At 33.5% G+C, this 26,248-nt stretch carries 28 protein-coding genes; 6 read left to right on the top strand and 22 right to left on the bottom strand.

Annotated features, from left to right (window positions below; translation table 11 throughout):
• Positions 1 to 8: 8 nt before the first annotated feature.
• The 19 genes from nqrE to zapB all read right to left on the bottom strand — a co-directional run bounded on the left by nqrE (position 9) and on the right by zapB (position 16,149).
• The gene (gene nqrE / locus HNR69_RS07355) at positions 9 to 605 is read right to left on the bottom strand and encodes an NADH:ubiquinone reductase (Na(+)-transporting) subunit E (protein ID WP_011609833.1); all 597 of its coding nucleotides are present in this window, start codon (positions 603 to 605) and stop codon (positions 9 to 11) included.
• 3 nt (positions 606 to 608) lie between these two features.
• Positions 609 to 1,232, bottom strand: a complete 624-nt coding sequence (locus HNR69_RS07350) for an NADH:ubiquinone reductase (Na(+)-transporting) subunit D (RefSeq protein ID WP_011609834.1) — start codon at positions 1,230 to 1,232, stop codon at positions 609 to 611.
• On the bottom strand, positions 1,232 to 2,008 hold the full coding sequence (locus HNR69_RS07345; RefSeq protein ID WP_011609835.1) for a Na(+)-translocating NADH-quinone reductase subunit C: 777 nt from the start codon (positions 2,006 to 2,008) through the stop codon (positions 1,232 to 1,234). Before HNR69_RS07345 ends, HNR69_RS07350 begins: the two co-directional genes overlap by 1 nt.
• Entirely contained in the window at positions 2,001 to 3,239 is a 1,239-nt protein-coding gene (locus tag HNR69_RS07340) for an NADH:ubiquinone reductase (Na(+)-transporting) subunit B (RefSeq protein WP_011609836.1), read from the bottom strand. The genes HNR69_RS07345 and HNR69_RS07340 overlap by 8 nt, the downstream gene beginning before the upstream one ends.
• Positions 3,240 to 3,241: 2 nt before the next feature.
• A complete protein-coding gene (locus HNR69_RS07335; protein ID WP_075294302.1) occupies positions 3,242 to 4,582 on the bottom strand; it encodes a Na(+)-translocating NADH-quinone reductase subunit A in 1,341 nt (446 codons plus the stop codon).
• A 327-nt stretch (positions 4,583 to 4,909) separates the two neighbouring features.
• Complete coding sequence (locus HNR69_RS07330; protein ID WP_075294282.1) at positions 4,910 to 5,221, bottom strand: BolA family protein; 312 nt, start codon at positions 5,219 to 5,221, stop codon at positions 4,910 to 4,912.
• 188 nt (positions 5,222 to 5,409) lie between these two features.
• Positions 5,410 to 5,838: a F0F1 ATP synthase subunit epsilon gene (locus HNR69_RS07325; protein ID WP_011609839.1), complete on the bottom strand. Its 429-nt coding sequence runs from the start codon at positions 5,836 to 5,838 to the stop codon at positions 5,410 to 5,412.
• Positions 5,839 to 5,880: 42 nt separating this feature from the next.
• Positions 5,881 to 7,254 carry a F0F1 ATP synthase subunit beta gene (gene atpD, locus HNR69_RS07320; protein WP_075294281.1) on the bottom strand — a complete coding sequence of 458 codons (1,374 nt, stop codon included), beginning with the start codon at positions 7,252 to 7,254 and terminating at the stop codon, positions 5,881 to 5,883.
• Positions 7,255 to 7,267: 13 nt separating this feature from the next.
• Complete coding sequence (gene atpG / locus HNR69_RS07315) at positions 7,268 to 8,137, bottom strand: F0F1 ATP synthase subunit gamma (RefSeq protein WP_011609841.1); 870 nt, start codon at positions 8,135 to 8,137, stop codon at positions 7,268 to 7,270.
• Between the two features lie 23 nt (positions 8,138 to 8,160).
• Positions 8,161 to 9,702 carry a F0F1 ATP synthase subunit alpha gene (atpA, locus tag HNR69_RS07310; RefSeq protein ID WP_011609842.1) on the bottom strand — a complete coding sequence of 514 codons (1,542 nt, stop codon included), beginning with the start codon at positions 9,700 to 9,702 and terminating at the stop codon, positions 8,161 to 8,163.
• Between the two features lie 12 nt (positions 9,703 to 9,714).
• Positions 9,715 to 10,263, bottom strand: coding sequence for a F0F1 ATP synthase subunit delta (gene atpH, locus HNR69_RS07305; RefSeq protein ID WP_075294280.1), 549 nt, complete (start codon positions 10,261 to 10,263; stop codon positions 9,715 to 9,717).
• 13 nt (positions 10,264 to 10,276) lie between these two features.
• Positions 10,277 to 10,747 (bottom strand): F0F1 ATP synthase subunit B, encoded by a 471-nt coding sequence (atpF, locus tag HNR69_RS07300; protein ID WP_011609844.1) that lies wholly within the window; start codon positions 10,745 to 10,747, stop codon positions 10,277 to 10,279.
• A 64-nt stretch (positions 10,748 to 10,811) separates the two neighbouring features.
• Positions 10,812 to 11,066 (bottom strand): F0F1 ATP synthase subunit C, encoded by a 255-nt coding sequence (atpE, locus tag HNR69_RS07295; RefSeq protein WP_012340945.1) that lies wholly within the window; start codon positions 11,064 to 11,066, stop codon positions 10,812 to 10,814.
• A gap of 98 nt (positions 11,067 to 11,164) precedes the next feature.
• Positions 11,165 to 11,962, bottom strand: a complete 798-nt coding sequence (gene atpB, locus HNR69_RS07290) for a F0F1 ATP synthase subunit A (protein ID WP_012340946.1) — start codon at positions 11,960 to 11,962, stop codon at positions 11,165 to 11,167.
• An 18-nt stretch (positions 11,963 to 11,980) separates the two neighbouring features.
• The gene (locus HNR69_RS07285) at positions 11,981 to 12,370 is read right to left on the bottom strand and encodes an ATP synthase subunit I (RefSeq protein WP_075294279.1); all 390 of its coding nucleotides are present in this window, start codon (positions 12,368 to 12,370) and stop codon (positions 11,981 to 11,983) included.
• Positions 12,371 to 12,482: 112 nt separating this feature from the next.
• On the bottom strand, positions 12,483 to 13,145 hold the full coding sequence (gene rsmG / locus HNR69_RS07280; protein ID WP_075294278.1) for a 16S rRNA (guanine(527)-N(7))-methyltransferase RsmG: 663 nt from the start codon (positions 13,143 to 13,145) through the stop codon (positions 12,483 to 12,485).
• Positions 13,145 to 15,034, bottom strand: a complete 1,890-nt coding sequence (gene mnmG, locus HNR69_RS07275) for a tRNA uridine-5-carboxymethylaminomethyl(34) synthesis enzyme MnmG (RefSeq protein ID WP_075294277.1) — start codon at positions 15,032 to 15,034, stop codon at positions 13,145 to 13,147. Before mnmG ends, rsmG begins: the two co-directional genes overlap by 1 nt.
• Before the next feature lie 380 nt (positions 15,035 to 15,414).
• Positions 15,415 to 15,864 carry an FMN-binding protein MioC gene (gene mioC, locus HNR69_RS07270; RefSeq protein ID WP_075294276.1) on the bottom strand — a complete coding sequence of 150 codons (450 nt, stop codon included), beginning with the start codon at positions 15,862 to 15,864 and terminating at the stop codon, positions 15,415 to 15,417.
• 66 nt (positions 15,865 to 15,930) lie between these two features.
• Positions 15,931 to 16,149, bottom strand: a complete 219-nt coding sequence (gene zapB, locus HNR69_RS07265) for a cell division protein ZapB (RefSeq protein WP_011609851.1) — start codon at positions 16,147 to 16,149, stop codon at positions 15,931 to 15,933.
• Between the two features lie 254 nt (positions 16,150 to 16,403).
• On the opposite strand from zapB, the gene gyrB reads away from it, so the two are divergent.
• Both gyrB and HNR69_RS07255 read left to right on the top strand, forming a co-directional pair.
• Complete coding sequence (gene gyrB, locus HNR69_RS07260) at positions 16,404 to 18,827, top strand: DNA topoisomerase (ATP-hydrolyzing) subunit B (RefSeq protein ID WP_075294275.1); 2,424 nt, start codon at positions 16,404 to 16,406, stop codon at positions 18,825 to 18,827.
• 56 nt (positions 18,828 to 18,883) lie between these two features.
• Positions 18,884 to 19,111, top strand: a complete 228-nt coding sequence (locus HNR69_RS07255) for a hypothetical protein (RefSeq protein ID WP_232451450.1) — start codon at positions 18,884 to 18,886, stop codon at positions 19,109 to 19,111.
• 80 nt (positions 19,112 to 19,191) lie between these two features.
• On the opposite strand, the gene recQ is transcribed toward HNR69_RS07255, so the two are convergent.
• Entirely contained in the window at positions 19,192 to 21,066 is a 1,875-nt protein-coding gene (gene recQ / locus HNR69_RS07250; protein WP_075294273.1) for a DNA helicase RecQ, read from the bottom strand.
• Positions 21,066 to 21,374, bottom strand: a complete 309-nt coding sequence (cyaY, locus tag HNR69_RS07245) for an iron donor protein CyaY (RefSeq protein ID WP_075294272.1) — start codon at positions 21,372 to 21,374, stop codon at positions 21,066 to 21,068. Before cyaY ends, recQ begins: the two co-directional genes overlap by 1 nt.
• Positions 21,375 to 21,498: 124 nt before the next feature.
• Here cyaY and lptM point away from each other — a divergent pair, with 124 nt between their 5' ends.
• The 4 genes from lptM (at position 21,499) to HNR69_RS07225 (ending at position 24,769) form a co-directional block, all read left to right on the top strand.
• On the top strand, positions 21,499 to 21,630 hold the full coding sequence (gene lptM, locus HNR69_RS07240; protein ID WP_075294271.1) for an LPS translocon maturation chaperone LptM: 132 nt from the start codon (positions 21,499 to 21,501) through the stop codon (positions 21,628 to 21,630).
• Between the two features lie 21 nt (positions 21,631 to 21,651).
• Positions 21,652 to 22,905 (top strand): diaminopimelate decarboxylase, encoded by a 1,254-nt coding sequence (gene lysA, locus HNR69_RS07235; RefSeq protein ID WP_075294270.1) that lies wholly within the window; start codon positions 21,652 to 21,654, stop codon positions 22,903 to 22,905.
• 263 nt (positions 22,906 to 23,168) lie between these two features.
• On the top strand, positions 23,169 to 24,677 hold the full coding sequence (locus HNR69_RS07230; protein WP_011609857.1) for a sodium-dependent transporter: 1,509 nt from the start codon (positions 23,169 to 23,171) through the stop codon (positions 24,675 to 24,677).
• Positions 24,678 to 24,679: 2 nt separating this feature from the next.
• Positions 24,680 to 24,769 carry a methionine/alanine import family NSS transporter small subunit gene (locus tag HNR69_RS07225; protein WP_075294269.1) on the top strand — a complete coding sequence of 30 codons (90 nt, stop codon included), beginning with the start codon at positions 24,680 to 24,682 and terminating at the stop codon, positions 24,767 to 24,769.
• A 439-nt stretch (positions 24,770 to 25,208) separates the two neighbouring features.
• On the opposite strand, the gene HNR69_RS07220 is transcribed toward HNR69_RS07225, so the two are convergent.
• Complete coding sequence (locus HNR69_RS07220; protein WP_012340956.1) at positions 25,209 to 25,859, bottom strand: TfoX/Sxy family DNA transformation protein; 651 nt, start codon at positions 25,857 to 25,859, stop codon at positions 25,209 to 25,211.
• Positions 25,860 to 26,248 lie beyond the last annotated feature (389 nt).

Genomic DNA, 26,248 nt, shown 5'->3' with positions numbered 1-26,248 from the left:
ATCCCCTATTACAACTGAACACCGGAAAATGACATAAACCCAAGAGCCATTAAGCCAACAGTGATGAAAGTAATACCTAACCCACGAAGACCTGCCGGAACATCAGCATATTTCATTTTCTCTGTAATACCGGCAAGAGCAACTATAGCTAACATCCAACCGGTCCCTGCACCAATACCATAAACAACAGACTCGGCAAAGTTATAGTCACGCTGAACCATAAAAGATACCCCACCAAAGATTGCACAGTTTACCGTAATTAAAGGAAGGAAAATCCCTAATGCGTTATAAAGTGCGGGGAAATATTTGTCTAAAATCATTTCAAGAATTTGAACTAATGCAGCAATTACCCCAATGAAAGTGATGAAATTTAAGAAACTTAAATCAACACCATCAATTAAAGCTCCATCTTTAAGAATGAGAGAATAAACCAATTGATTTACAGGCACAGAAATACCTAATACAACAGTCACCGCAACACCTAAACCAAAAGCTGTTGATACTTTCTTTGAAACTGCAAGGAATGTACACATACCAAGGAAGAAAGAAAGAGCCATGTTTTCGATAAATACGGATTTTACGAAAAGGCTAATATAATGTTCCATAAATTATTTCTCCACCTGTTCCGGTTTCCATGTTCTCAGACCCCAAATAATGAAACCGATAATAAAGAATGCACTTGGTGCTAATAAGAATAAACCATTGGTTTGATACCATCCACCATCTTGGATAGTTTGAAAAATAGTCATACCAAATAATTTACCTGAACCAATTAATTCTCGAATAAAAGCGACAGTAACTAAAATTGCTCCATAGCCTAAACCATTACCAATACCGTCAACAAAACTTTCTATTGGTGCAGATTTCATTGCAAAAGCCTCCGCACGTCCCATCACAATACAGTTTGTGATAATCAACCCCACAAAAACTGAAAGTTGTTTTGATAACCCATAAGCATACGCACGTAAAATTTGATCAACCAAAATTACTAACGAAGCAATAATTGCCATTTGGACAATTATACGAATACTGTTCGGAATATAATTACGGATTAAAGAAATAAAAAAGCTTGAAAAAGCTGTAACAAGACTTACCGCAATTGCCATAACAACTGCTGTTTCAAGTTTGGTTGTTACCGCCAACGCAGAACAAATACCTAAAATTTGTAATGCAATCGGATTATTATCAGTAATCGGTGATAATAATAACTTTTTAATATTTGCATTTGCCATTAGTTAGCCCCCTTTTTTAGTTTTGCTAAATATGGACCAAAGCCATTAGCACCAAACCAATAATCAAACGTACCTTGAACTCCTTTAGAAGTTAATGTTGCACCGGAAAGACTATCAATTCCATGTTGTGCATCAGACGATGCGCCTTTACCTACACGAATAGCCGGTTGATTTTCTTCATCAAGCAGTAATTTACCAACAAATTTAGCTTGCCATTTTGGATTTTCAATTTCGCCTCCCAACCCAGGTGTTTCACCATGGTCATAGAATGTAATACCTTTAATTGTATTACCATCCGGTTGAATTGAAACAAAACCATACATTACCGACCACAAACCCGTACCATACACAGGTAAAACAATTTGGTTTATCTGATTGTTCTCATCTTTAACAAGATAAACTTCCGCTAATTTAGCACGTTGACGTAAACCAGCTTTATCATCTTGAGGGGCAATAGAAACATTTTGAGCGGAATCTTTCGCTGCAGATTTTGCATCAAAACCGGTAGGACATTTTACATAATCACCAGAATTTAATTCCACACAACGAGCTTCAATATTCTTAGTAAAAATATCTTTAATTTGACCGGCTTTTGTATCTTTTTGCAATAATCCTGCAACACTTAAAATATTTTTTTGCTTATCAAGTTGTTTTTGTTCTTCTTGTGTTGGTTTTAACAATACCGCAGAACCAGCAACAATAACAGAACAAGCTAAACTCAACAGAACAACAATCGAAATTGTTCCTCCAACACTATCTTTATTAAATTTAGCCATTGCGAGATCTCCGACGTTTAATATTTGCTTGAACAACAAGGTAGTCAAATAACGGTGCGAATAAATTAGCAAATAAAATAGCCAGCATCATACCTTCAGGATATGCTGGATTTGCCACACGGATAATTACAGCCATCACACCAATTAATGCACCATATAACCATTTACCTTTATTAGTAAATGCGGCTGAAACAGGATCTGTTGCCATAAAAAACATACCTAATGCAAAACCGCCTAATACAAAATGCCAATACCATTGCATTGCAAATAATGGATTAGTTTCAGATCCAATAATATTGAATAAAGTTGAAGTTGCAATCATACCAATCATCACACCAGCAATAATCCGCCAAGATGCAATTCGAGCAAAAACGATAATTGCAGCTCCAATTAATAAAGCAAAAGTAGAAACCTCACCTATAGAACCTGGAATATTACCTAAAAAAGCATCCATCCAAGTAATAGGCTCGCCTGTTGCAACATGTTTTAATGCAACTTGTCCACCTGCAGCCCATTGAGAAAGTGCGGTCGCACCAGAGAAGCTATCCGCAGCTGTCCAAACCAAGTCTCCAGAAATTTGAGCCGGGTAAGCAAAAAATAAAAACGCTCGACCTGCTAATGCTGGATTCATGAAATTCTTACCAACACCGCCAAACACTTCTTTTGCAACGACAACACCAAAGGTTGTTGCCAATGCCGCTTGCCATAATGGTAATGTAGGGGGAACAATCAATGCTAATAAAATAGATGTAACAAAGAAACCTTCATTAATTTCATGTTTACGCACCATTGCAAATAAAACTTCCCAAAATCCACCGACCAAAAAGACAGTTATGTAAATTGGTAAAAAGAAAATTGCACCTAATGCCATTTTAGCTAAAACACCAGCATCAATAGACACTAAACCAAGCATGTTTGCTAATGCAAAGTGCCAATCATTAGCTACATTTTGAGCTAAGTTTGCAGAAAAATCACCAACACTTAATGCAAGAATTGATTGTGCACCAACATTATACATTCCGTAAAACATTGCAGGGAATAATGCAAGCCAAACAAGCACCATCATACGTTTTGAGTCCAATGCATCACGAACATGTGAAGATTTACCTGTTACTGTACCCGGCGTATATAAAAATGTCGCTGTCGCTTCGAACAATGCATACCATTTTTCATATTTACCACCCGGCAAAAAAGCAGGTTCCATTTTCTCTAAAAGATGTTTTAAACCCATTTTTAACCTTCCTTCTCGATCTTATCTAATGCTGCACGTAACATCGGACCATATTCATTTTTACCCGGACAAACGAAAGTGCATAAAGCCAAATCTTCTTCATCCAATTCAAGACAGCCTAAAGCCTGTGCACTATCCGTATCACCTGATGCTAAATCACGTAATAATAATGTAGGTATAATATCTAGAGGAACAACACGCTCATATGCACCAATCGGTACCATAGCACGATGGCCACCATTTACTGCGGAAGTAAAATTAAATAATTTACTGCTGAAATGTCCTAGTACTGTTCGAGTAATGGAAAATTTGTTTTTTCCAGGCATAATCCAGCCTAAAAATTCTTTCTCACGACCTTCAGCAATAACAGATACTTGCAAAGCATAACGTCCCAAATAGTTATATGGACCGATTGCTGTATTACCACTTAACACTGAACCGGAAATAACTCGATTTTCACCCGCACTTAATTCATTTTCCGTTAAATGTGAAAGATTTGCACCTAACTGCGTACGAATTAAACGAGGATTTTTAACTTGTGGTCCAGCTAAAGAAACCACTCGGTCAGTATAAATTTCACCTGTAGTAAATAATTTACCGATAGCAATAACATCTTGATAATTTAAATACCAAACTGATTTAGTTGCACTAACAGGATCAATAAAATGTATATGTGTACCACTTAATCCTGCTGGATGTGGTCCACTAAAATCATGAACAGCTAAGTTAGGTAAATCAATCGTTGGGATATTACTATCACCAGCTTTACACAAATGTAATTTGCCTTCATGTAAACGACTTAAAACGGTTAATCCATCAGTAAAATCCTGCCAATGTTCTTTTAAAACAATTTCAGGATTTGCTGATAATGGATTTGTATCCATTGCATTAACAAAAATAGAAGAAGGTACCGCATCACTCGCAGGTACTTTACTGAAAGGACGCGTACGAAGTGCGGTCCATAAACCAGAAGATTGTAAATTTTGACGAACTTGGTCTGAAGTCAATTTTTTCAATTCATCTTCATTATATTGAGTAAAGGTAATTTGTTCATTACCTTCCACTTTAATTACCACAGATTGTAAAACTCGCTTAGCACCACGATTGATCGCAGTTACAGTACCACTTGCAGGTGCGGTAAATACAATACCAGGATTTTTTTTGTCTTCAAAAAGTACCTGACCTTTTTTCACTACATCACCTTCACGCACCTTCATCGAAGGTCGCATACCCACATACTCTTCGCCAAGCAAAGCAACTTCTTTAACAGCATTGCCGTTATGGATTACTTGTTCTGGTTTTCCTGCAATAGGAAGATCCAAGCCTTTTTTAATTGTAATCATATTGTTTGCACTACTTTTCGTTAGATTAAAATATAGTTGTAACAAAAAAGTAACAACCGCGTCTTGAGTAATGATTTCAGCCGACGAACTACTAAAAATCAATTTATCCGCATCAATCACATAAAAATAAAACTCAAATTCTGTTTTTTACTGTACCTAGCTTAATGATAGAAACAATAAATTAAAAATTTACTAAAAATCAACGAGTCATTTTAACTAAATAATGACTCCGATTCCACTTTAGACACCTTTTTTTATGTTTTTTTATGAAATTTTTGATCTATTTTTGTAAAAAAATCAATTCTAAACCAAAATATTGCTAAAGAGTTACTGACCAATATCTGAACAATTAGGCGACTTTGGAAAAACTTTGCCTAATTTTTCCCATTCTTCAGGACTATATAAATGTAAAGCTAAAGCATGAATACCTTGTTGTAACTCACTACTAAACAATGAGTAAACTAAACGATGACGAGCGACTTTTGTCAAGGATGAAAACCTATTGCTCACAACAACTAATTTAAAATGAGAGTTAGCACCTCGACCTGAGCTGTGCATATAACTTTCATTTTCTATCTGTAAAAAGTGCGGTGAAAATTCTTGTAATAGCTTTTTTTCTAGGACTTTTTGTATCGACATAAGTTTATCCTTATTTTTACTATTTGATATTTGATGTATAACACTATATTTTCATTAATAAAAAACAGATTTTATTTTTATCTTACATCAAAAATAGATTTTTTATTACTCAACTCTGTTTTTTTATTGCATACTCTTTCATTACATCAACAAAAAACCGCCTTTTGGCGGTTTTCTTATTTATAAGATTAACGTTTTCTTTGTGTTAAACGATCTGTTAATTCATAAGCACGTAATTTTGCCAATTCTCTTGAAAGTTTAGATACCAACATTTCATAATTAGCATCTTTGGCACCAGAAACAATATTTTGTTCAGCCTTACGTTTCGCCTCCAAAATACGTTCTCTATCAAGTTCCTTACCACGAATAGCAACATCAGCTAAAACAGTTACAATTGTTGGTTGAACCTCCAAAAAACCTCCTGAAATGTAAATAACTTCCTCAGTATCATCTTCAAGAGTAATTTTTATAATACCCGGCTTGATAGCGGTAAGTAAGGGTAAATGTCCGGCTAAAATACCCAACTCACCTTCAGAACCTGTAGCTTGAATGCCTTTAACTTCACCATTAAAAATATGTTGTTCTGCACTTACTACGATTAATTTAAATGTCGCCATCTTTTTCTCCTTCAAGTTTGCTGTTAATCAGTCTTGAAGTAACTACATTTTTTTGGCTTTTTCTAGCACTTCTTCGATTGAGCCAACCATATAGAACGCTTGTTCCGGTATATGATCGTATTCACCATCTAAAATACCTTTGAAACCACTAATAGTATCTTTTAATGATACATATTTACCAGGAGAACCAGTAAATACTTCTGCAACGAAGAACGGTTGTGACAAGAAACGTTCTATTTTACGTGCTCGTGCTACCACTAGTTTATCATCTTCGGAAAGCTCATCCATACCGAGGATAGCAATAATATCCTTTAATTCTTTATAGCGTTGCAAAATACCCTGCACACCTCGAGCTACATCATAATGTTCCTGTCCTACTACTAATGGATCTAATTGACGTGAAGTAGAATCCAAAGGATCAACAGCTGGATAAATACCCAAAGAAGCGATATTACGACTTAACACCACTGTTGAATCCAAATGAGCAAAGGTTGTTGCCGGAGAAGGGTCTGTCAAGTCATCCGCCGGAACATAAACAGCCTGAACGGAAGTAATAGAACCCGTTTTTGTTGAAGTAATACGCTCTTGTAAAACACCCATTTCTTCTGCTAATGTCGGTTGATAACCTACCGCAGAAGGCATACGACCTAAAAGAGCGGATACTTCTGTACCTGCCAAGGTATAACGATAGATATTATCTACGAAAAATAATACGTCACGACCTTCATCACGGAATTTTTCCGCCATAGTCAATCCTGTTAAAGCAACACGTAAACGGTTACCCGGCGGTTCATTCATTTGACCATAAACCAGCGATACTTTATCTAATACATTAGATTCTGTCATTTCATGGTAGAAATCATTACCCTCTCGAGTACGCTCACCTACACCTGCAAATACTGAATAACCTGAATGTTCGATTGCAATATTACGGATTAATTCCATCATATTTACAGTTTTACCTACACCAGCACCACCAAATAAACCAACTTTACCACCTTTAGCAAAAGGACAAATTAGGTCAATAACTTTGATACCTGTTTCTAAAAGTTCTGTACTATTTGATTGTTCTTCATAGCTTGGTGCAGCACGGTGAATAGCCCAATATTCTTCCGCACCAATTTCTCCTTTTTCATCAATAGGCTCTCCCAGAACGTTCATAATACGCCCTAGTGTTTTTGTTCCCACAGGAACAGAAATTGGATTTCCTGTATTTTCTACTTTTAAACCACGTTTTAGACCATCAGATGAACCCAATGCGATACAACGTACTACACCGCCACCCAACTGTTGTTGAACTTCAAGAGTTAATCCTGATTCAACTTTTAATGCATCATAAACTTTTGGTACTGCATTTTGTGGGAATTCAACATCAATTACCGCACCGATAATCTGTATAATTTTTCCTGCTGACATTACCTTATCTCCATTAAATTGCTGCTGCACCCGCAACAATTTCATTCAATTCATTTGTAATACTTGCTTGACGAGCTTTGTTATACACCAACTGCAAGTCATTAATTAAATTACCTGCATTATCTGTTGCTGCTTTCATTGCTACCATTCTAGCCGCCTGCTCAGAAGCCAAATTTTCAACAACCGCTTGATAAACTTGAGATTCCAAATAACGGACTAATAAACTATCCAACAAAGTTTGAGGATTTGGTTCGTAAATGTATTCCCAATTATCACTATTTTTGCCTAAGCTATCATTATCTAATTCCGGTAATGGAACGAGTTTTTCCATTATTGGTTTTTGCGACATCGTATTGATAAACTTATTATAAGTAACATAGATTGCATCAATTTTACCTTCTTTATAAGCCTCAAACATACGATTTGCTATACCAATTAATTCTTCAGCTACAGGGGTATCTCCCATACCTGAATGCTGAGCTTTAATATTTAAACCAAGAGATTGGAAAAAACCTATACCTTTTGCTCCAATTAAACCTAATGAAACTTCAACATTTTGTTCTTTCCAGTTTTTTATTTCAGAAAGTGCGGTCTTAAATAAATTAACATTTAAACCGCCACATAAACCTCTATCGGTTGAAATAATTAAGATGCCAACGTTTTTAACTTCTCGTTCAATCAAAAATGGATGTTGATAATCAATATTGGCTTTTGATATATGGCTAATTACACCTTGTATTGCTTTAGAATACGGACGTGAAGACGACATACGATCTTGCGTTTTACGCATTTTCGATGCTGCAACCATTTCCATTGCTTTAGTAATTTTTTGCGTACTTTGCACACTGGATATTTTGGTTCTTATCTCTTTTGCACCAGCCATTTTATTTCTCCGTTAATTAACTATTACCATGCAACATTTGCTTTAAATTGATCTAAAACGGTTTTCAATGTATTTTTAATTTCATCATCATAATTACCAGTTTTAGTCAACTCAGCCATAAAATCAGCATAGTTGTAGTTTGCATATTCTAAAAGTGCGGTTTCAAAAGTACCTATACGATTTAATTCAACGTCATCTAAATAACCAAATTCAACAGCAAATAATACCAAAGCCTGTTCAGCAACACTTAACGGTGAATACTGTTTCTGTTTCAATAATTCAGTTACTTTTTGTCCATGTGATAATTGTTTACGTGTAGCTTCATCGAGATCTGATGCAAATTGAGCAAAGGCAGCTAATTCACGATATTGAGCAAGTGCGGTACGAATACCACCAGCCAATTTTTTAACTACTTTGGTTTGTGCCGCACCACCTACACGAGAAACCGAAATACCCGGATTCACTGCGGGACGAATACCCGAATTAAATAAATTGGATTCCAAGAAAATCTGACCATCCGTAATTGAAATTACATTAGTTGGGACAAACGCTGAAACATCTCCTGCTTGAGTTTCAATAATAGGAAGAGCGGTTAAAGAACCTGTTTTTCCTTTCACTTCACCTTTTGTGAATTTTTCTACATATTCTTCACTCACACGAGAAGCTCGTTCAAGTAAACGAGAATGAAGATAGAATACATCTCCAGGAAAAGCTTCCCGACCCGGTGGACGACGTAAAAGTAATGAAATTTGACGGTAAGCAACTGCTTGTTTAGATAAATCATCGTAAACAATTAACGCATCTTCACCACGATCACGGAAATATTCACCCATTGCACAACCTGAATATGGAGCAAGGTATTGTAAAGCTGCTGACTCAGATGCAGAAGCTACAACAACAATAGTATTTTGTAATGCTCCATGTTCTTCTAATTTACGTACTACGTTAGCAATTGTTGATGCTTTTTGACCAATAGCGACATATATACATTTTATACCTGAATCACGCTGATTAATGATGGCATCAATAGCCAATGCTGTTTTACCTGTTTGACGGTCACCGATAATTAATTCACGTTGACCACGACCAATAGGAACCATTGAGTCAACAGCCTTATAACCAGTTTGTACAGGTTGATCAACAGATTTACGTTCAATTACACCCGGTGCGATAACTTCTACCGGTGAAAAACCATCATTTTTGATTTCACCTTTACCATCAATTGGCTGTCCAAGGGTATTTACTACTCTACCTAATAACCCTCGACCGACCGGTACTTCAAGAATACGACCTGTACACTGAACTTCCATACCTTCCGCTAAATCAGAGTAAGGTCCCATCACTACCGCACCTACAGAATCACGTTCAAGGTTAAGTGCCATGGCATAACGATTACCCGGTAATGCAATCATTTCTCCTTGCATCACATCACTTAAACCATGTATACGAATAATTCCGTCACTTACAGAAACAATTGTCCCTGTATTACGTGCTTCGTTTATCACCTCAAACTGAGCTATACGTTTTTTAATCAATTCACTAATTTCTGTCGAATTTAGTTGCATATTTTATTCCTCTTACAATCGCAACTCATTTGCTAGACGGTTGATTTGTCCACGACAACTACCATCAATAACAAAATCATTTGTACGAATAATAGCTCCTGCAATTAACGAACTATCTATTCTGCAATTTAATATTACTTTACGAGCAAGTCTTTTTTCCATTGCGGTAATAATTTTCTGTTGCTGTGCATCATTTAACTGTTGAGCAGAAATAACTTCAACTTGTGATAGAGATTTATATTCTTCAACATAAGATTTAAACTCGTTAAATACAGCTGGAAGTACAGCTAAACGCTTATTTTCAGCCATCAACCTAACTAAATTTTGCCCATATTGATCAAGTTGTTCGCCACAAATTGAGATAACAGTATCAGCAAGTTTAAAAGTAGAACTAGTGCTTGTTAAGTAAGTTTGAACTTTATCATGACGAATAAGCCCAGACAAAAACTCTAACATATTAGCCCATTTTTCTACCGCACTTTTATCTTTTTCAGACTGCTCTACTGCAAAATCAAATACCGCTTTCGCATAGGGGCGAGCTATCGTAGTTAATTCCGACATAGTCTCAACCTTCCTATAAATCTGCAACTAATTTATCAATAATGTCATTGTTCGCCGCTTCATCAATGTTGCGACCCACAATTTTCTCAGCACCGGCAATAGCGAGAGATGCGACTTTAATACGCAACTCTTCTTGAACACGTTTACGTTCAGATTCTATTTCTGCATGTCCCTGTTCAATAATTTTCTCTCTTAATGCCTCAGCTTCAATTTTGACTTCTTCCAAAATTTCATTGCGACGTTTATTCGCTAGATCCACTATTTCCTGAGCTTTAATTCTAGCTTGATTAATTTCTTGCTCAACTAAAACCTTTGTATCGGATTGCTCTTTTTTAGCAGCTTCAGCCGAAGCTAGTGCATTTGCAATAGATCTTTGACGTTCTTCTATAGCTTTAATAATCGGTGGCCATACATATTTCATACAGAACCACACAAAAATAGCAAAAGCAATCAGCTGACCTATTAATGTTGCATTTAAGTTCACAATGCCCTCCCTAAAATTGGATTTATTCTTCTAAAGAATAATATGATTATTTATCCAACTTTAATTAGTTTAATAAACCAATGAATGGATTTGCAAAAATAAATAGTAATGCAATACCTACTGCAATCATTGAAATAGCATCTAAAAGACCAGCTACAATAAACATTTTTGTTTGCAAGCTAGCTGCTAATTCAGGTTGACGAGCAGATGATTCTAAGAATTTACCGCCTAAAAGACTAAAACCTATAGCAGTACCAAGTGCAGCAGCTGCTAATAAAATTACAGAACCAAAAATAGTTGCAGTAATAATGTTTTCCATAATATTCTCCTATAGATGTAGATAAAAGTTTAGCCAAAAGCTAAGTTGTTAAAAAATCAATCGAAAATGTTTAGTAAAAATAATTTCATAAAACAGATTTAATGATCTGATTTATTATAAGCTATACTTAGATATACTACAGTCAGCATCATAAAAATAAATGCCTGTAAAGTAATAACTAGAATATGAAAAATAGCCCAAATTAAATGCAAAGGAATACCTAATACTTGCGGAATAATATTATCTGCCATATACATAACAGCAATAAGGACAAAAATAAGCTCCCCTGCGTACATATTACCGAATAAACGGAAGGCTAATGAAATAGGCTTAGCCAAAAGGGTGACTGCTTCCAATAAAAAGTTTACAGGAATAAATGCCCAATGGTTGAATGGATGTAAGGTATATTCTTTTACAAAACCGCCTAACCCTTTAGACTTAATCGTGTAAAAAATAATTAATGCAAACACACAAACAGACATACCTAATGTCGCACTAATATCGGCTGTAGGAACTGCTCGTAAATAATGAATACCTAATAACTCGGCAAACTGCGGCGGAAAATCAACAGGAATCAAATCAATAGCATTCATAATAAACACCCAACAGAATATTGTTAATGCCAATGATCCAATTTGATGACGAACATCACTTCCGTGAATATTATCTTTAACAACACCATCAACCCACTCAACTAGCATTTCAACTAAACATTGAAATTTTCCAGGAACTCCTGATGTTGCTTTACTAGCAATACGATAGAAAAAGAAAAGGAACAAAACTCCAGATACTAAAGAAAAAAATAAAGTATCAAGATGGACATTCCAAAAACCTTGTCCGGTAGTTAAGAATGTTAAATGGTGACTAATATAGTCAGCAGTAGTATGGCCAGCCATAGTTAATCCTTTTTAAAACTAAATTTTAAGGTATTTATTTACCATAAAAGGCAAAAGATTATTCAATACAATACTTATAAGATAACCTACAAAAAAAACTTTAAAATCAACCTTAAATGTTTTAAAAATGAATACAACCAAAATAATTGTTAAGATAAACTTAATCAATTCTCCACTATAAAACATTTTTAGGTTATTTTTATACTTTTTGTTAGTAAAAAACATTAAGTACACAAAAAGGCAATATGGAATAAAAACTGAAAGTGCACCAAATAAGAAAGATAAATACACTTCATGATCACTCATACCGCCTATACTCAGTAAAACAAAAGAAAACACAAAAATAAAAAACTCAATTAATAATGAAGTTTTATATCTTTTTTGAGTTTTTTTTATTACAGCAGACATCTTATCGTTCTAATTTGCTACTTACAAAAATCTTGCCAGTTTTGCCAGTTACAAGCCTATTTTTGCGAATTTTTAACTTAAAATCATTTTATAAATGACAGTTTCGACCATATTATAAATAATTCATTAAATTTATTCTAATCTTTTTTAACAAAACTAAATGACGCTTACCAACTAATTCAGGAACATTCAATTCTATGATTTTATCCACAGAAAATTGAGCAGATAAAGCCGAAACTTCTTCCATATTATATTGACCTTTTAAAGCATAAAAAAAACCTTGATCCGTTAGTAAATGTTGACACCATTCCGTCATATCTTTTAAAGATGCAAAAGCTCTACTTAAAACCCCATCAAATTGATGATCAGGTTTAAATTCTTCAACTCGACTTAAAACAGGTTCAACATTAGTTAATTCAAGTTCACGAACTGCATTACGAATGAAACTAATACGTTTACCGAGACTATCCAATAAAAAAAACTTTTTGTCAGGGTTAATTATAGCTAAAGGTAATCCAGGTAATCCTGGGCCAGTTCCAACATCAATAAAAATATTTCCTTGTAAATAAGGACTTACAACAATACTATCCAAAGTATGTTTTACCAACATTTCCATGGGATCACGCACAGATGTTAGGTTATAAGCCTTATTCCATTTGTTTAATAATAAAACCAGCTGAACTAACCGCTCTTTTTGTAAATTAGTGGGTAAAAGAGCGGTATTTTTTAACAAAAAATTTAGTTTTTCCATTAAATTCTTTTGTAAATCAGCCATTATTCACCTCGTTTCAGCATACCTTGTTTTTTTAAATTAACGAGTAAAATAGAAATAGCTGCAGGCGTAATACCTGAAATTCGACTCGCTTGACCAATAGAAATTGGGCGGTATTGTTCCAACTTAGCACAAACTTCATTGGATAATCCCGATATATTTTTATAATCAAAATTAGCAGGAATAGCCGTATTTTCATGGCGTTTTTGACGCTCAATTTCTTCTTGTTGATGTTCAATATAACCTTGATATTTAATTGCAATTTCAACTTGTTCAACAGCTTCTTTGTCTTCCATTGCCGGTTTAAAAGGAGTAAGTGCGGTCAAAATTTGATAATTTATTTCAGGACGACGTAATAAATCTTCCCCATTTACTTCACGGATAAGTGGGCTTTTTAATATTTCATTAGCCTCATTTAAATATTCAGAACGAGGATGCAACCAGATTGAACGCAAACGTTGACGTTCCAGTTCAATATTTTCCATTTTTTGATTAAATCTTGCCCAGCGAATATCATCAATTAATCCTAATTTTCTTGCAATTGAAGTTAAACGAATATCAGCATTATCTTCACGCAACAATAAGCGATATTCTGCTCTTGAAGTAAATACTCTATAAGGTTCTTTAGTTCCTACAGTACAAAGATCATCAACCAAAACCCCTATATAGGCTTGATCTCTACGAGGAAACCAACTTTCTTTTTCTTGAACAAATAAACCTGCATTAATACCAGCTAATAAACCCTGTGCAGCAGCTTCTTCATAGCCCGTTGTACCATTAATTTGACCAGCAAAAAATAAACCAGAAATAGCTTTTGTTTCCAAAGTTGGTTTTAAGTCTCTTGGATCAAAATAATCATATTCAATTGCATAACCTGGTTTAACAATTCTTGCTTTTTCTAATCCTTTCATTGAATTAACAATTTTCATTTGAACATCAAACGGCAAACTTGTTGAAATACCATTTGGATAAACTTCATTACTTGTTAAACCTTCCGGTTCTAAATAAATTTGATGAGAATTACGATCAGAAAAACGTATTACTTTATCTTCAATAGATGGGCAATAGCGTGGTCCAATACCTTCAATAACTCCTGTATACATAGGACTACGATCTAAATTTTTGCGAATCACATCATGCGTTTGATCATTGGTATGCGTTATATAGCAAGGAATTTGCTCTGGATGTTGTTCTACAGATCCCATAAAAGAAAAAACAGGTAATTTTTCATCGCCATATTGTTTAGCTAGAATATCAAAATTAATAGTACGAGCATCGATCCTCGGCGGCGTTCCTGTTTTTAAGCGATTTACTCTTAAATTTAGATCCCTAAGTTTTTTAGCAAGATTTACAGATGCAGGATCACCTGCTCGACCACCAGCATAGTTTTCTAATCCTATGTGGATCTTACCGGCTAAAAATGTACCTGCAGTTAATACTACTGACTTTGCCCTAAATTTTAATCCCATTTTTGTTTCAACACCTGTAACTCTATCTTTTTCTAAAATAATATCGGTTACCTCTTGTTGAAAAATATCTAGATTAGGTTGATTTTCAAGAGCAATACGTACAACTTGGCGGTAAAGAACACGATCTGCTTGGGCTCGTGTAGCTCTCACAGCAGGACCTTTGCTACTATTTAAAGTGCGAAATTGGATACCTGCTTTATCTGCAGCAGTTGCCATTAATCCGCCCATAGCATCAATTTCTTTTACTAAATGTCCCTTACCTATTCCACCAATAGCCGGATTACAAGACATTTGTCCTAAAGTATCTATATTATGAGTTAATAAAAGCGTTTTTAGTTTCATACGAGCTGTCGCTAAAGCAGCTTCTGTTCCCGCATGTCCACCACCGATTACAATGACATCGTAATTTTCTGTATAAAACATAATAGCCTAAGTGTTATTAAAGGTTTTAGAGTTCAAAATAGCGATCTATTCTACATTAAATTACAAGATAAACAAAAAGAAGAAAGAAGTAAAAGATCATCAGTTGATCTTCTTCCTAATATAAATAGAATCTTTTTATATATAAAAGTATTATTATGTATATTATTAGGATCTTTTTTTTTGTTAATAAGTATTTTTTTATTTTTTAAATTAATAAGTTGGATCTTTTTTTTATTGTTATGATCTAGATCTTTTACAGTAAAAGAACTGTGGATATTTTTATGATTTATCCACAATTCTTTTTAAATAAAAAAATTTTTTTATCTTAATAACAGGAAATTTTTTGTTTTTTATTAAAGTTATCCACAGAGTAATGTAAATTAATTGAATAAATTTAGATTAACATTTTTTAACCAGTTTTCAGCAAAATGATCAGGATCATCAACATTCATGACATCTATTTTTAAACTTTCTGTAATTCTTATAGCTTTTTTATTCAGTAAAGTGTCTTCAATTTGATTCACAGCATAGCAAAAAGTATCATAATCGGAGCTTCCTAAACCAATAACAGCAAAACGTATTTGAGAAAGATCTAAGTTTTTTTGTGTAATTTCTTCAAATAGGGGTTTTAAGTTATCAGGTAGTTCACCGGAACCATGTGTTGAACTCACTATTAACCAATTTTTATGTTTAATTACATCATTTAGTGAAGGGCCATGTAATAGATTAGTCGATATACCTTTCTTATCTAGTAATAATTGAATATGTTCGGCTACATATTCTGCACCTCCTAAAGTACTTCCTGTTAGAATGCAAATTTGTTTATTCATCTTAATACCTTAATTTTAGCTAAAAAAATAGGCTTAGAATTAATCTAAGCCATTGATTTTATGAATTTAAATATTATCAATACGACCCAATAATGAACGTAATCGTTCTTGCCAGTTATGATGTTCTGTTTTTAAGTGTTCATTTTCGCTACGTAATTGCTCATTGGTTTGACGAGATAGCTCATTTTTTTCTTTTAATTCTTCAATTTCTAATTGAAGTAATTGGATTGTTTCAACAGCTTGTTTAATTTTTTCTTCTAGTTGGTCTAAAATTTCTAAAGACATAATGGTTTCCTTTTAAATAAAACTAATTTGCGTAGTTATTCTAACTCAGTTGTCTATTATTTTTAAGGAAATTTATGAAAATTTTATATGTTGTATGGCATTGTGTAATCAATCCATTATTTGTAATAGAAAATATACCGCTCTTTATGTTTTATTGGAGTATAACATCAGCAGTAAGTTGATAAAAATTAGCCTATTAAGCAAATTTTTGCTATAATCCGAGCTAATTTTTATTTATAAAAAAGAGAAATTTTATGTCAGAAAATACAACTGAAAATTATGGTGCAGGAAGCATTAAAGTTTTAAAAGGGCTTGAAGCAGTACGTACACGACCTGGAATGTATATTGGTGATACTGATGACGGTACAGGCTTACACCATATGGTTTTTGAAGTTGTAGATAATGCAATTGATGAAGCTTTAGCAGGTTATTGTAAAGATATTATTGTTACTATTCATGCAGATAACTCTGTCTCTGTGCAAGATGATGGACGTGGTATTCCTGTTGATATTCATCCTGAAGAAGGTGTTTCAGCAGCACAGGTTATTATGACAGTATTGCATGCTGGTGGAAAATTTGATGATAACTCCTACAAAGTTTCAGGAGGATTGCATGGAGTAGGGATTTCTGTTGTGAATGCCTTGTCGGATAAATTACAACTCACTATTCGCCGTCAAGGAAAAGTGCATGAACAATTTTACCATTTAGGTGATCCACAGGAACCTTTATCCGTTATTGGTGAAACGGAAAAAACAGGTACAACTGTACGCTTTTGGCCTAGTCCCACTATTTTTACTAATATTGATTTTGAATACGAAATTTTGGCAAAACGTTTACGTGAACTTTCATTTTTAAATTCAGGTGTATCAATAAAATTATTGGATAAGCGGAATAATCGTCAAGATCATTTTCACTACGAGGGCGGTATTAAGGCTTTTGTTGAATACTTAAATAAAAATAAGACACCAATTCATCAAAAAATATTTTATTTTAGTGCGGAAAAAGACGATATTGGTGTAGAAGTAGCTTTACAGTGGAATGATAGTTATCAAGAAAATGTTTATTGTTTCACTAATAATATTCCACAACGAGACGGAGGTACTCATTTAGCCGGTTTTCGTGGTGCATTAACTAGGGTTTTAAACAAATATGTAGAAGAAAATTCGAATAAAAAAGACAAAAAGGATATAGCAACTTCAGGTGATGATGCGAGAGAAGGGTTGGTTGCTATTGTTTCTGTTAAAGTACCGGATCCAAAATTTTCTTCACAAACAAAAGATAAACTTGTGTCTTCTGAAGTAAGAGCTCCAGTCGAGTCTGTTATGAGTGATTATTTACAAGAATTTTTGGAAGAAAATCCAAATGATGCCAAAATTATTGTAATGAAAATTATTGAAGCTGCTCGGGCAAGAGAAGCCGCTCGCAAAGCTCGTGAAATGACACGTAGAAAAGGTGCTTTGGATATAGCAGGTCTTCCAGGAAAATTAGCTGATTGTCAGGAACGTGATCCTGCTTTATCTGAATTATATCTTGTAGAGGGTGATTCAGCGGGAGGTTCTGCTAAACAAGGACGTAATCGTCAAAATCAGGCTATTTTGCCATTAAAAGGAAAAATACTTAATGTAGAAAAAGCTCGATTTGATAAAATGTTATCTTCTCAAGAAGTGGGAACTTTAATAACCGCACTTGGTTGTGGTATAGGCAGAGATGAATATAATCCTGATAAATTACGTTATCATAGTATTATTATTATGACCGATGCAGATGTAGATGGTTCTCATATTCGTACATTGTTATTGACTTTCTTTTATCGTCAATTACCGGAATTAATTGAACGTGGTCATGTTTATATTGCACAACCTCCTTTATATAAAGTGAAAAAAGGTAAACAAGAGCAATACATTAAAGATGATGAAGAAATGCAACAGTTTGAGTTAAATTTGGCATTAGAAGGATCCTCTCTTTATGTAAATGAAAATGCTCCTGCAATGAACGGAATAGCATTAGAAAAACTTATTTCGGAATATAATTCAGTACAAAAGATGATTAGCCGTTTATCTTTTCATTATCCAGAAATATTATTGAAATCATTAATTTATCAAAAAGCATTAACTAATGAAATGATGACTGATGAAAGTGCGGTTGATTTTTGGGCTAAATCTTTAGTTAATATTTTAACTGACAAAAAAATAAGTGGTAGTAGTTACAAATATCGTATTGTTTTTAACAATGAACGTCATTTATATGAAGTAGTTATAATTATTCGTACCCATGGTATAGAAAAAAATTATTTTTTGAATTTTGAATTTTTAAATGGAACTGAATATAGCCGTATTGTTAAATTAGGTAACCAACTACAGGGTTTATTAGAAAAAGGAGCTTATGTATCTCGTGGTGAACGTCAACAATCGGTTTCGTCTTTTGAACAAGCTATCGAATGGCTGACGAAAGAATCTCGCCGAGGTCTGATTATTCAACGCTATAAAGGGCTAGGAGAAATGAATTCAGATCAGTTATTTGAAACAACTATGGATCCAAATAAGCGTACAATGTTAAAAGTATCGATTAAAGATGCTGTTGCAGCAGATCAATTATTTACCACTTTAATGGGAGATGAAGTAGAACCTCGTCGTGAATTTATTGAAATGAATGCACTAAGAGCTAATTTAGATATTTAATTTTATTTTTTATTTATCAATTTTGGAATTAATAGAGGTTTTTGATGTGTACAGTTATGCAGAAAGATGTATTAATTGAAATGATTGCTAATACTATGGCTACGATCAATGTAATAATAGAACCTAAAGCAGAAAATAATGAGGATCAGAATTATTTGATTAAATTAAAAAATGATTTGTATAGTACTCATCATGATGACATTGATTATAATCTCTTATCAATGATAGTGAAGAATATCAAAGATAAATATATAGGTCAGCCTGTTCATAAATATTATGCGTAGGTGATAAGCATAATAAATAAACTCTTGATTTGTATGAATATTATTTGTAAATAAAAAGATCCCCTTAAAAAGGGGGATCTTTATTTTTTTGTTGTTCTAAAAAATTGATGTTCTTTAATTAACGCAAGAAAGGGTTGAGCAAAACGTTTTAATTTAATATCGCCGACACCATTAATTTGTATCATTTCTTGTTCTGTTATTGGTTGGTATTGTGCCATTTCTTGTAATGTTGCATCGTTAAATACTATATAAGGAGGAATATTTTCTTTGTCTGCTATTTTTTTACGCAAAAAACGTAATCGAGCAAAGAGATCTTTATCGTAATTTGTGACCGCTCTTTTTGGTATAGTAACGGCATTAGTAATAGAAGATATCCTTGGTGTTGCTAATTGCAATGGTTGTTCACCTCGTAAAATAGGCAATGAATCTAATGTGAGTTGTAATGTTATATTAAAATGGTCAATTACTTGTTTTATCAGACCTAAATGGATTAATTGTCGAATAACTGATTGCCAATATTCTCTACTACGATCTTTACCAATGCCGAAAACGCTTAGTTTATCATGTTGATATTCTTTAATTTTTTGATTTTGGGAACCACGCAGTACAGCAATAATATACATTGCCCCGAAACGTTGCCCCACTCGATAGATTGCTGACATCACTTTTTGTGCATCAACCAATCCATCATATTTTTTCGGAGGATCTAAACAAATATCACAGTTATTACAAGGTTTTTGTTGATATTCACCAAAGTAATTTAATAGAACTAAACGCCGACAAATTTGGCTTTCAGCAAATTCCCCTATGGATTGTAATTTATGTAGTTCTATTTGACGTTGCGGTATATCTGGTTTTTCTAAAAGTACTTTTTGTAACCAAGCGTAATCTGCAGGTTCGTAAAATAAGACAGCTTCAGCTGGTAAATCATCTCGCCCCGCTCGTCCTGTTTCCTGATAGTATGCCTCGATACTTCGAGGTAGATCAAAATGAGCGACGAAACGCACGTTAGATTTATTAATTCCCATTCCAAAAGCAATTGTTGCAACAACAATTTGTACATTATCATGTTGAAAAGCACGTTGAACAAATTCTCGTTGCTCATTACTCATACCAGCATGATAAGCTTCAGCTGATATTCCTTTTTGGCGTAGACTTTCTGCAATTCGTTCAACCTTATTACGACTGTTACAATAAATAATTCCACTTTTCCCTTTTTGTTTTGCGATAAATTGAGAAAGTTGCTCCATAGGTTTAAATTTTTCAACTAAGGAGTAACGAATATTTGGACGATCAAAACTACCGATATAAATATGGGGATTAGATAATTTAAGATGAATAAGGATATCTTGTCGGGTTGCCTGATCTGCTGTTGCGGTTAGTGCCATTATTGGTGCATCAGGAAAACTTGCTTTCAATCCTCCTAATTGAGTATATTCTGGGCGAAAATCGTGTCCCCACTGTGAAATACAATGGGTTTCATCAACGGCAATAAAACTGACTTTGCAATGAGAAATAAAATGAAAAAAGCTGGTTGTTAAGGCTTTTTCTGGAGATATATAAAGCAACTTTAATTTTCCTGACATTGCTTTATTTTGAACCAACTGTTGTTGTTCAAATGTTTGACTGGAATTTAAATAATCAGCATTTATACCATTTGCTAATAACTGATCTACTTGGTCTTTCATTAATGAAATTAGAGGAGAAATCACTAAAGTTAAACCGGAGAAACAAAGAGCGGGAATTTGATAGCATAAGGACTTTCCGCCACCTGTTGCCATAATAACTAAACTGTCCTTTTTAGCTAAAGTTGCTTCGATAACTTCCAGTTGTCCTTTACGGAAGGACTGATACCCAAAAACAGAATGTAAAATATCAAGTGCGGTAGATTTTTCCACAGAATCTTGGCTAAAATCTACCGCACTTTTTTGTTGCTTCCATTCTTCAACTGACATTAAGAAAAACTCACCTGTTCACCATGAGCCAAACAAGCTTGTTCTAAACATTGCCAAAACAATTTTCCATCCTGAGCAATCCATTGATTATTTTTAAAGGCAAAATGAAAACCTCCAGCCTTGCTTGCAAGCCATAATTCTAATAATGGTTCTTGTTTATTTACAACAATTTGGCTACGATCAACGAAAGTAATAGTAAAAACCGAACCTTGAGTATCACAGTCTACATCACAACCTTGTTCTTCTAATTGTTCTTCTATTTGCAACCAAACTTGTTCGATATTTTGGTGATATTCTGCTATGTTCATAAAGTTTACCTATTAATAAAAAAGAATAACAAAAGATTATAAATATTTTTATAAGATAGTGATAGCACAAAGGCATTTTTAATGGTAAAAAGTGCAAGTTTTTTAATTAACAAGGACATAAGCAATGAAAAAAATAATTTCAATTTTATTACTTAGTGCAATAGCTTTTGGTGTGTCAGGTTGTGGTGTTAAAGGATCATTATATTTTCCAGAAACAGAACAAAATCAACAAAAAGTTAATTCAAAATTAAAGTAATCAATATGTAAGGATAACATTATGGATTTTTTTCTATATAAAGATGGACACTTAATGGCAGAAAATGTCTCTGTGAAAAAAATTGCAGAGCAATTTGGCACACCTGCTTATATTTATTCACGAGCAACTCTAGAGCGTCATTGGCATGCTTTTGATAATGCTTTAGGAGATCACCCTCATTTAATTTGTTTTGCTGTTAAATCCAATCCTAATATAGCCATTTTAAATATTATGGCAAAGTTGGGATCAGGTTTTGATATTGTGTCTCAAGGTGAACTTGAGCGAGTATTATTTGCTGGAGGTGATCCTAAAAAAGTGGTTTTTTCTGGTGTGGCAAAATCAGAACAAGAAATTGCACGTGCATTGGAAGTAGGTATTCGCTGTTTTAATGTGGAAAGTGCGGCTGAATTAATAAGAATAAATCAGGTTGCAAGAAAAATGGGGAAAATTGCCTCTATTTCTTTGCGAGTAAATCCTGATGTTGATGCTCATACTCATCCTTATATTTCGACTGGTCTAAAAGAAAATAAATTCGGTGTAAGTGTTGAACAGGCTCGAGAAGTTTATCGCCAAGCAAGTCAATTGGAAAATATAAAAATTGTAGGAATAGATTGCCATATTGGTTCACAACTGACAGAACTTCAACCTTTTTTAGATGCTACAGATCGTTTAATTGTTCTTATGGAGCAATTAAAAAAAGATGGAATAACATTAGAACACGTGGATTTAGGCGGTGGTTTAGGGGTAACTTATAGTGATGAGAAAGCACCACATCCAAGTGAATATGCTACAGCTTTGCTGGAAAAATTAAAAAATTATCAAAATTTGGAAATTATTTTGGAGCCAGGTAGGGCAATTACCGCAAATGCAGGTATTTTACTCACTAGAGTGGAATATATAAAGAGTAATGAAAGTCGTCATTTTGCCATCGTTGATACAGGAATGAATGATATGATCAGACCGGCTTTATATCAGGCTTACATGAATATCATTGAAGTTGACCGCACTTTGTCGAGAGAAACTAAAGTATATGATGTAGTCGGTCCAATTTGTGAAACATCGGATTTTCTAGGAAAACAACGCTCTCTTGCAATTGCACAAGGAGATTTTATCGTACAACGATCAGCCGGTGCTTATGGTGCAAGTATGGCATCAACTTATAATTCTCGTCCACGAGCTATTGAAATAATGGTTGATGGAGAGCAAGTTCATTTAATTAAACGTCGAGAGGAGTTTGCTGAATTGTGGCATTTAGAAAAATTACTGGAAATGTAAATTTTTCTCGTAAATTTCAACTAACTAAAATTGAGTTTTTATTCTGTTGTTACACTGTGTTTTTGGCAACAAAAATTAGAATATAAAATAAAACAATATAAAAAACTGAATAATTAAAAATAAACAATATTTAATTCCAATTAAATATAATTAATTAATAAAAAAAGATATTTAATCTAAATTTTTGTTGTTGACTGGATAAAATATTTTGTTATATTGCTAAACCTTCTGTAATGAAATAAAAAATATAAAAGGTCTATAAAATGAAAGATACAACACAAAAGCGAGAAACATTTTCCGGTCGTCGTGCATTTATCTTAGCAGCGATTGGATCTGCCGTTGGTTTAGGAAATATTTGGCGTTTTCCTTATACTACTTATGAAAATGGGGGTGGTGCATTTATCATTCCTTATTTAATTGCGTTATTAACCGCAGGTATTCCATTACTTTTCTTAGATTATGCTATTGGACATCGTCATCGTGGTGGTGCACCTTTATCTTACCGTCGTTTTAACCCGCACTTTGAAACATTTGGTTGGTGGCAAGTATTGGTTAATTTTATTATTGGTATTTATTATGCAGTTATTTTGGGTTGGGCTGCTAGCTATACCTATTTTTCAATAAATAACTTTTGGGGAGATAAGCCTATAGAGTTTTTCCTGAATGAATTCTTAAAAATGGGTGATATTACTCAAGGTGTTAGTTTTGAATTTGTAGGAATGGTGACAGGTCCATTAATTGCTGTCTGGCTGATTGCTTTAGGAATATTAGCACTAGGTGTACAAAAAGGAATTGCAAAATCATCAAGTATTTTAATGCCTATTCTTGTCATAATGTTTGTAATTCTCGTTGTTTCATCATTATTTTTGCCCGGTGCGGAAAAAGGATTAGATGCGTTATTTTCACCAGATTGGTCTAAATTATCCGATCCTAGTGTATGGATTGCGGCATACGGACAAATATTTTTCTCACTCTCGATTTGTTTCGGTATTATGATTACCTACGCTTCTTATCTCAAAAAAGACTCCGATTTAACAGGTAGTGGATTAGTTGTAGGTTTTGCAAATAGTAGCTTTGAATTGTTAGCAGGCATAGGCGTTTTTGCTGCACTTGGTTTTATGGCAGCGACAGCAGGACAGGAAGTTAGTGATGTAGCAAAAGGAGGAATTGGTCTAGCATTTTTTGCTTTCCCAACAATTATTAATCAATCACCTTTTGGTGAATTTATTGGTGTATTATTCTTCGGTTCCTTAACTTTTGCAGCTTTAACTTCATTTATTTCTGTTATTGAAGTAATTATTTCCGCAGTACAAGATAAACTAAGAATACGTCGAGTAAAAGTTACTTTTATTGTTGGTTTACCAATGATGTTTTGTTCAGTGATTTTGTTTGGTACTACTACAGGTTTACCAATGCTTGATGTGTTAGATAAATTTGTAAACTATTTTGGTATTGTGGCTGTAGCATTTGTTTCATTAGTTGCTATTGTTTCCAACGAAAAATTAACTTCATTGGGTAATCACTTAAATGAAACATCTTCTTTTAAAGTTGGTTTTATCTGGCGTTTATGTATTGTTTTAACAACAGGTATTCTAGCTTTTATGTTATTTAGCGAAGGTGCAAAAGTATTTTCTGAAGGTTATGAAGGTTATCCTGCTTGGTTTGTAAATATTTTTGGATGGGGTATGTCGTTAAGTTTATTAGTTGCAGCATTCTTACTTTCCCGTTTGAAATGGAAAGATGAAGCATTAACACACAAAAAAGGAGAATAAAAATGAGTAACAGCGCTATTATGATGATCATCTCTTTGGTAATTATTTGGGGTGGATTAGTTGTATCAATATTAAGATTACCTAAAGAATGATAAATTTCAAATAAAAATACCGCACTTTGATCTGCACTCTAAAAGATAGGGTTAATTTCCCATCTGATTAAAGTGCAGATTTTTTATGATTTCATATTAATAGTAGTAGGTTATAAATTCCTTAACCATCATCTATTCTCGCATGAGTGATGACAGTAAAATTATGCTGAAATAGCAATTTTCAAGGTGAGTTCATGGGATGGGTATTGATTCATCATTGGTCATCATCAACCAAGTTAAACGAAAACAGTATCGCAAGTGCGGTGGAGTTTTTTGATAACATACTCTTTGGTTAATAACTGATTTAACCTTAATAATTTTTTGAGTCTAGTTTTAGTTTTGTGACAATGAAAAAATCCCAAAACTTGATATGAAATAAAAAATGATTTTATATTGATTTAGTGATGAATCCCCTGCTTTTAAACAGGGGAGGGTGATTTTATTGTAAAAGTATAATCTCAACAGGTTTTAATCCTGCTCTCTCTAGACCTTTATTAAGTTTCTTTAAAGCCTGTTCTTTTTCTGTTTTAGTCAATACATTGACATTCTTGTATAAAAGTGCGGCAGTAAGATTCCAAAATAAAATGAGATTTACAGGAATACCTGAGAGTTTTAACTCTATGTAGCAATTTGCTGCTCCTTTTAATTTAAAGGATTTTATATCTTTAATGTGTATTTTAGAAAGAAGCCTTTCGTGTTTTATCGAAAGATTTGGGAGATCTTTTATTCTTTTTTTCCGAGCAAGTTCTTGTGCAATTTTCTTTGCTCTAGTTTGAGCAATAGATAGATAGAGAATTTGACGAAAATGTTCCTTATTCTGTGTAATTTCTTTTGGCAATAGATAATAATTTCCTATATTTAGTTGAGGGTTTGGGGTTAAAGCTAAATATGATAAAGCACCTAGGCTTTCTAGGTATTTAGCTAATTCCTTCTCTGCTCGAATATAAAATTTTCCTTGCTGGTATAAACCAAACATAAGACCTTTCTTAAATAAACCATAACCAGAAAAAAGATTTTTCACAGTTATAGTTCCTATCAATTCGGTAAGTTCACTTCTAATATTTTCAGTGTCTTTTAATGATTTGGTCATATATAATTCAACCTCATTTATTGTGACAAAATAAATAAAAACCTTTTGATTAGAAAAAATCTCCAATCAAGATAAGTTATAACACAGAGAGTGGATTTTATTTTAAATAACTTTCTAATTTTGTTAAAGTTTGTGATAGAGATCGAGAATTTATAAAAAAGTTTGCTATTTTCTTTAGATTTTTTAGAGAAATGATAAAATATGCCACCGATGGTTTACATTATTATTATAATTGTTTAATAACTAAACAAAAAGATTAAAAAAAGAGAAAATTAATCAAATTTTGATAAAAAATATAAAAAAAGCTTGCATTGAAATATAAAATGCCTATAATGCACGGCACACAACGACACGCTGTTGTGAGAGGTTAAGCAGTGTGTCGTTATTTT

It is taken from the genome of Histophilus somni, assembly GCF_014202395.1.
Lineage (GTDB): Bacteria > Pseudomonadota > Gammaproteobacteria > Enterobacterales > Pasteurellaceae > Histophilus > Histophilus somni.
Note: the sequence above shows the minus strand (reverse complement) of the source record. Positions and strands in the feature narration are given on the sequence as shown.